This is a genomic window from Flavobacterium zubiriense (assembly GCF_041729725.1).
Classification (GTDB): domain Bacteria; phylum Bacteroidota; class Bacteroidia; order Flavobacteriales; family Flavobacteriaceae; genus Flavobacterium; species Flavobacterium zubiriense.
The window spans coordinates 1-5916 of sequence record NZ_JBCFQL010000021.1 but is presented as its reverse complement, the minus strand read 5'-3'; the positions used below and the strand labels follow the sequence as shown (position 1 = coordinate 5916).

Below are 5916 nucleotides of genomic sequence, written 5' to 3'. Positions count from 1 at the left end.
CAAAAACCTTAAAAAATAAGAATCACATTTTCAGTTGATTAAAAAAAGGATTTCAAATAAATGATTAAAAAGTATTGTATAACGGTATGAAGTAGCTACTTTTGCACCCGCAACAACGCAGACGTTCTAATATATACTGACAGACTGATAAAACAATATAAAGGATTATTTCTTTAAAAAAGGTTTAAAAAAGTTTGTGAGATTAAGAAATGGATGTTACATTTGCACCCCGCTAAATGAGCAACGATCTTTGAGAAACTGGTAAGAGAATTAAAGAAAAGCGAAGAAGAAATTCTTTTAAAAAAAAACTTTAAAAAATTCTTGCGAGATTAAAAAGAAGTTGTAGTTTTGCACCCGCTAATCGAAAGATTAGTATACAAGTAAAGACGACGATTTATCGCGTCTGACTTAAAAAAAAGTAAGACACGTTCCTAGACATATTGAATTGACAGCCGTTCCGATGCAAATCGGAACAAAAGAATAAGAGTAATAGAATCGAGAGATTAGAATGAACCACTAGAATCTTCAGTCAAAAATAAATAGTCCGCCACGGCGGACGCACAATATACGATGAAGAGTTTGATCCTGGCTCAGGATGAACGCTAGCGGCAGGCTTAACACATGCAAGTCGAGGGGTATGCTTCTTCGGAAGCAGAGACCGGCGCACGGGTGCGTAACGCGTATGCAATCTACCTTTTGCAGAGGGATAGCCCAGAGAAATTTGGATTAATACCTCATAGTATGCAGAGTTGGCATCAACCCTGCATTAAAGTCACAACGGCAAAAGATGAGCATGCGTCCCATTAGCTAGTTGGTAAGGTAACGGCTTACCAAGGCTACGATGGGTAGGGGTCCTGAGAGGGAGATCCCCCACACTGGTACTGAGACACGGACCAGACTCCTACGGGAGGCAGCAGTGAGGAATATTGGTCAATGGAGGCAACTCTGAACCAGCCATGCCGCGTGCAGGATGACGGTCCTATGGATTGTAAACTGCTTTTGTACAGGAAGAAACACTCGGACGTGTCCGAGCTTGACGGTACTGTAAGAATAAGGATCGGCTAACTCCGTGCCAGCAGCCGCGGTAATACGGAGGATCCAAGCGTTATCCGGAATCATTGGGTTTAAAGGGTCCGTAGGCGGTCAGATAAGTCAGTGGTGAAAGCCCATCGCTCAACGGTGGAACGGCCATTGATACTGTCTGACTTGAATTATTAGGAAGTAACTAGAATATGTAGTGTAGCGGTGAAATGCTTAGAGATTACATGGAATACCAATTGCGAAGGCAGGTTACTACTAATTGATTGACGCTGATGGACGAAAGCGTGGGTAGCGAACAGGATTAGATACCCTGGTAGTCCACGCCGTAAACGATGGATACTAGCTGTTGGGGGCAACTTCAGTGGCTAAGCGAAAGTGATAAGTATCCCACCTGGGGAGTACGTTCGCAAGAATGAAACTCAAAGGAATTGACGGGGGCCCGCACAAGCGGTGGAGCATGTGGTTTAATTCGATGATACGCGAGGAACCTTACCAAGGCTTAAATGTAGATTGACCGGTTTGGAAACAGACTTTTCGCAAGACAATTTACAAGGTGCTGCATGGTTGTCGTCAGCTCGTGCCGTGAGGTGTCAGGTTAAGTCCTATAACGAGCGCAACCCCTGTTGTTAGTTGCCAGCGAGTCATGTCGGGAACTCTAACGAGACTGCCAGTGCAAACTGTGAGGAAGGTGGGGATGACGTCAAATCATCACGGCCCTTACGCCTTGGGCTACACACGTGCTACAATGGCCGGTACAGAGAGCAGCCACTGGGTGACCAGGAGCGAATCTACAAAGCCGGTCACAGTTCGGATCGGAGTCTGCAACTCGACTCCGTGAAGCTGGAATCGCTAGTAATCGGATATCAGCCATGATCCGGTGAATACGTTCCCGGGCCTTGTACACACCGCCCGTCAAGCCATGGAAGCTGGGGGTGCCTGAAGTCGGTGACCGCAAGGAGCTGCCTAGGGTAAAACTGGTAACTAGGGCTAAGTCGTAACAAGGTAGCCGTACCGGAAGGTGCGGCTGGAACACCTCCTTTCTAGAGCCTTAGTGTTAGGGTAGGAAGTTAATAGTTAGAAGTTATAAGTTAAGCGTCTTGACGCATAACCCATTACCTATAACTTATAGCAGAATCTCACGCTAGGGAAAAAGACGAAAAGAACTATTGGTTTTTAATGTCAACATTTTATTACTCTTGCTGTTAATTTATAAAAAAAAGAGAGAAAAGAAAATAGAATATAGAGCATAGATTTAGTCTATAATCTTAAGTCTTTATTCTTTACTCAAAAAAAAGAGTGTCTCGTAGCTCAGCTGGTTAGAGTACTACACTGATAATGTAGGGGTCGACAGTTCGAGTCTGTCCGAGACAACAAAATAATTATCAATTCTAAATTGTTAATTATCAATTAAGACACGTTCATAGAAACAGATTGAAAGGAAATTTTAGAAGAAGAGTGAAATCACATTGAAGTGAGCACGTTACAAACTGCAAACTGCGACTGATAACTGCCTACTAAAAAATGGGGGGATTAGCTCAGCTGGCTAGAGCGCCTGCCTTGCACGCAGGAGGTCAACGGTTCGACTCCGTTATTCTCCACTATCTTTAAGAAGATAGAATATAGAAAAAAGAATATAGACTAAGTCTATTCTCTATAATCTATATTCTCTATTCTAAAAAAGAAAAAGTTCATTGACATATTGAGATAAGAAAAATATTAAAAAGTAGAAAGAACAAATTGGTTGTTGGTTTTGAGTTTTTAGTTTTTGGAGTAATCCATGAACAATCAACCAAAGACGATCAACTAAAAAGTACAATAAGCAAAATAAGGGCGTATGGGGGATGCCTAGGCTCTCAGAGGCGATGAAAGGCGTGATAAGCTGCGAAAAGCTACGGGGATGGGCACACACCAATTGATCCGTAGATACCTGAATGGGGCAACCCACTATGTTGAAGACATAGTACACCGATAGGTGGGCAAACCCGCTGAACTGAAACATCTAAGTAGGCGGAGGAGAAGAAAACAAAAGTGATTCCGTAAGTAGTGGCGAGCGAACGCGGATTAGCCCAAACCAATGTTGTTACGGCAATGTTGGGGTTGTAGGACCACGACATTTTATGTACAAGGAACCAGAAGCTACTGGAAAGTAGCGCCAAAGAGAGTGATAGCCTCGTATGGGTAACAAGTATAATAGATAGTGGTATCCTGAGTAGGGCGGGGCACGTGAAACCCTGTCTGAATTTGGCGGGACCATCCGCTAAGGCTAAATACTCCTGAGAGACCGATAGTGAACCAGTACCGTGAGGGAAAGGTGAAAAGAACCGTGAATAACGGAGTGAAATAGATCCTGAAACCATACGCTTACAAGCGGTCGGAGCCCATTCGTTGGGTGACGGCGTGCCTTTTGCATAATGAGCCTACGAGTTAACGTTGCTGGCAAGGATAAGTGGTTCAGCCACGGATCCGTAGCGAAAGCGAGTCTGAATAGGGCGCTTTAGTCAGTAGTGTTAGACGCGAAACCGTGTGATCTACCCATGGACAGGTTGAAGCTGTGGTAACACACAGTGGAGGACCGAACCCGTTGACGTTGAAAAGTCTTGGGATGATCTGTGGGTAGGGGTGAAAGGCCAATCAAACTCGGAAATAGCTCGTACTCCCCGAAATGCATTTAGGTGCAGCGCTGAATTAAGTTATATAGAGGTAGAGCTACTGATTGGATGCGGGGGCTTCACCGCCTACCAATTCCTGACAAACTCCGAATGCTATATAATGTTTCTCAGCAGTGAGGGCTTGGGTGCTAAGGTCCAAGTCCGAGAGGGAAAGAACCCAGACCATCAGCTAAGGTCCCCAAATATATACTAAGTTGAAAGAACGCGGTTTGTCTGCCCAGACAGCTAGGATGTTGGCTTGGAAGCAGCCATTCATTTAAAGAGTGCGTAACAGCTCACTAGTCGAGCGGACGAGCATGGATAATAATCGGGCATAAGTATATTACCGAAGCTATGGACTAGTCCTGAACATGTTTCAGGATCAGTGGTAGGGGAGCATTCCAGCAGGGTTGAAGGTGTATCGTAAGGTATGCTGGACTGGCTGGAAAAGAAAATGTAGGCATAAGTAACGATAATGCGGGCGAGAAACCCGCACACCGAAAGACTAAGGTTTCCACAGCTATGCTAATCAGCTGTGGGTTAGTCGGGACCTAAGGCGAACCCGAAAGGGACAGTCGATGGCCAACGGGTTAATATTCCCGTACTACTGTTAACTGTGATGGGGTGACGGAGTGATGAAAGTGCCGCGAACTGACGGAATAGTTCGTTGAAGTACCTACCTATAAGACCCGCAGGCAAATCCACGGGTTTTGGGGAAATACGATAGTACACGGAGACTTCGGTTGAAGTGATAGTGCACCTAAGGGCTTCCAAGAAAAACCTCTAAACTTCAGGTTAATAGTACCCGTACCGCAAACCGACACAGGTAGTCGAGATGAGAATTCTAAGGTGCTCGAGAGATTCATGGCTAAGGAATTAGGCAAAATAGACCCGTAACTTCGGGAGAAGGGTCGCCCCGAGCAATCGGGGCCGCAGTGAAGAGGTCCAGGCGACTGTTTATCAAAAACACAGGGCTCTGCAAAATCGTAAGATGAAGTATAGGGCCTGACACCTGCCCGGTGCTGGAAGGTTAAGAGGAGATGTTATGCGCCTCGGCGCAGAAGCATTGAATTGAAGCCCCAGTAAACGGCGGCCGTAACTATAACGGTCCTAAGGTAGCGAAATTCCTTGTCGGGTAAGTTCCGACCTGCACGAATGGTGTAACGATCTGGACACTGTCTCAGCCATGAGCTCGGTGAAATTGTAGTAACGGTGAAGATGCCGTTTACCCGCAGTGGGACGAAAAGACCCTGTGCACCTTTACTATAGCTTAGTATTGACCTTGGATAAATGATGTGTAGGATAGGTTGGAGACTGTGAAGTGGCGTCGCTAGGCGTTGTGGAGTCATTGTTGAAATACAACCCTTTGTTTATCTGAGGCCTAACCCCGCAAATGTGGGGGACATTGCTTGGTGGGTAGTTTGACTGGGGTGGTCGCCTCCAAAAGAGTAACGGAGGCTTCTAAAGGTTCCCTCAGTACGCTTGGTAACCGTGCGAAGAGTGCAATGGCATAAGGGAGCTTGACTGAGAGACATACAGGTCGATCAGGTACGAAAGTAGAGCATAGTGATCCGGTGGTTCCGCATGGAAGGGCCATCGCTCAAAGGATAAAAGGTACGCCGGGGATAACAGGCTGATCTCCCCCAAGAGCTCATATCGACGGGGGGGTTTGGCACCTCGATGTCGGCTCGTCACATCCTGGGGCTGGAGAAGGTCCCAAGGGTTGGGCTGTTCGCCCATTAAAGTGGCACGCGAGCTGGGTTCAGAACGTCGTGAGACAGTTCGGTCTCTATCTACTGTGGGCGCAAGAAATTTGAGTGGATCTGATTCTAGTACGAGAGGACCGAATTGGACTAACCTCTAGTGTATCTGTTGTCACGCCAGTGGCATGGCAGAGTAGCTACGTTGGGAAGGGATAAGCGCTGAAAGCATATAAGCGCGAAACCCACCACAAGATGAGATTTCTTTTAAGGATCGTGGGAGATGACCACGTTGATAGGCTATAGATGTAAAGGCAGTAATGTCATAGTCGAGTAGTACTAATAATCCGTAAGCTTATGTACAAATCCTCCCCCGAGCAATCGGGGGAAGAAACTTTCTAGATCCTTTACAGGATGACAATTTAAATTTCTTTATCTCAGTATGTTAAGATATTTGCTCGCGCAAGAGCAGTTGGTGGTTAATAGTTGATAGTTGTTGGATAAATCCATCAACAAACAACCAAAAA

2 tRNA genes and 2 rRNA genes are annotated in these 5916 nt (G+C 45.8%); all 4 read left to right on the top strand.

Annotated features, from left to right (window positions below):
* Positions 1–567: 567 nt before the first annotated feature.
* Positions 568–2081 (top strand): 16S ribosomal RNA (locus tag AAGV28_RS15310).
* Between the two features lie 257 nt (positions 2082–2338).
* A tRNA-Ile gene (locus AAGV28_RS15305) sits at positions 2339–2412 on the top strand.
* Between the two features lie 153 nt (positions 2413–2565).
* Positions 2566–2639 (top strand) — tRNA-Ala (locus tag AAGV28_RS15300).
* Between the two features lie 215 nt (positions 2640–2854).
* A 23S ribosomal RNA gene (locus AAGV28_RS15295) occupies positions 2855–5752 on the top strand.
* Together the 16S and 23S rRNA genes with 2 tRNA genes alongside form the textbook arrangement of a ribosomal RNA operon.
* Positions 5753–5916: the final 164 nt, after the last annotated feature.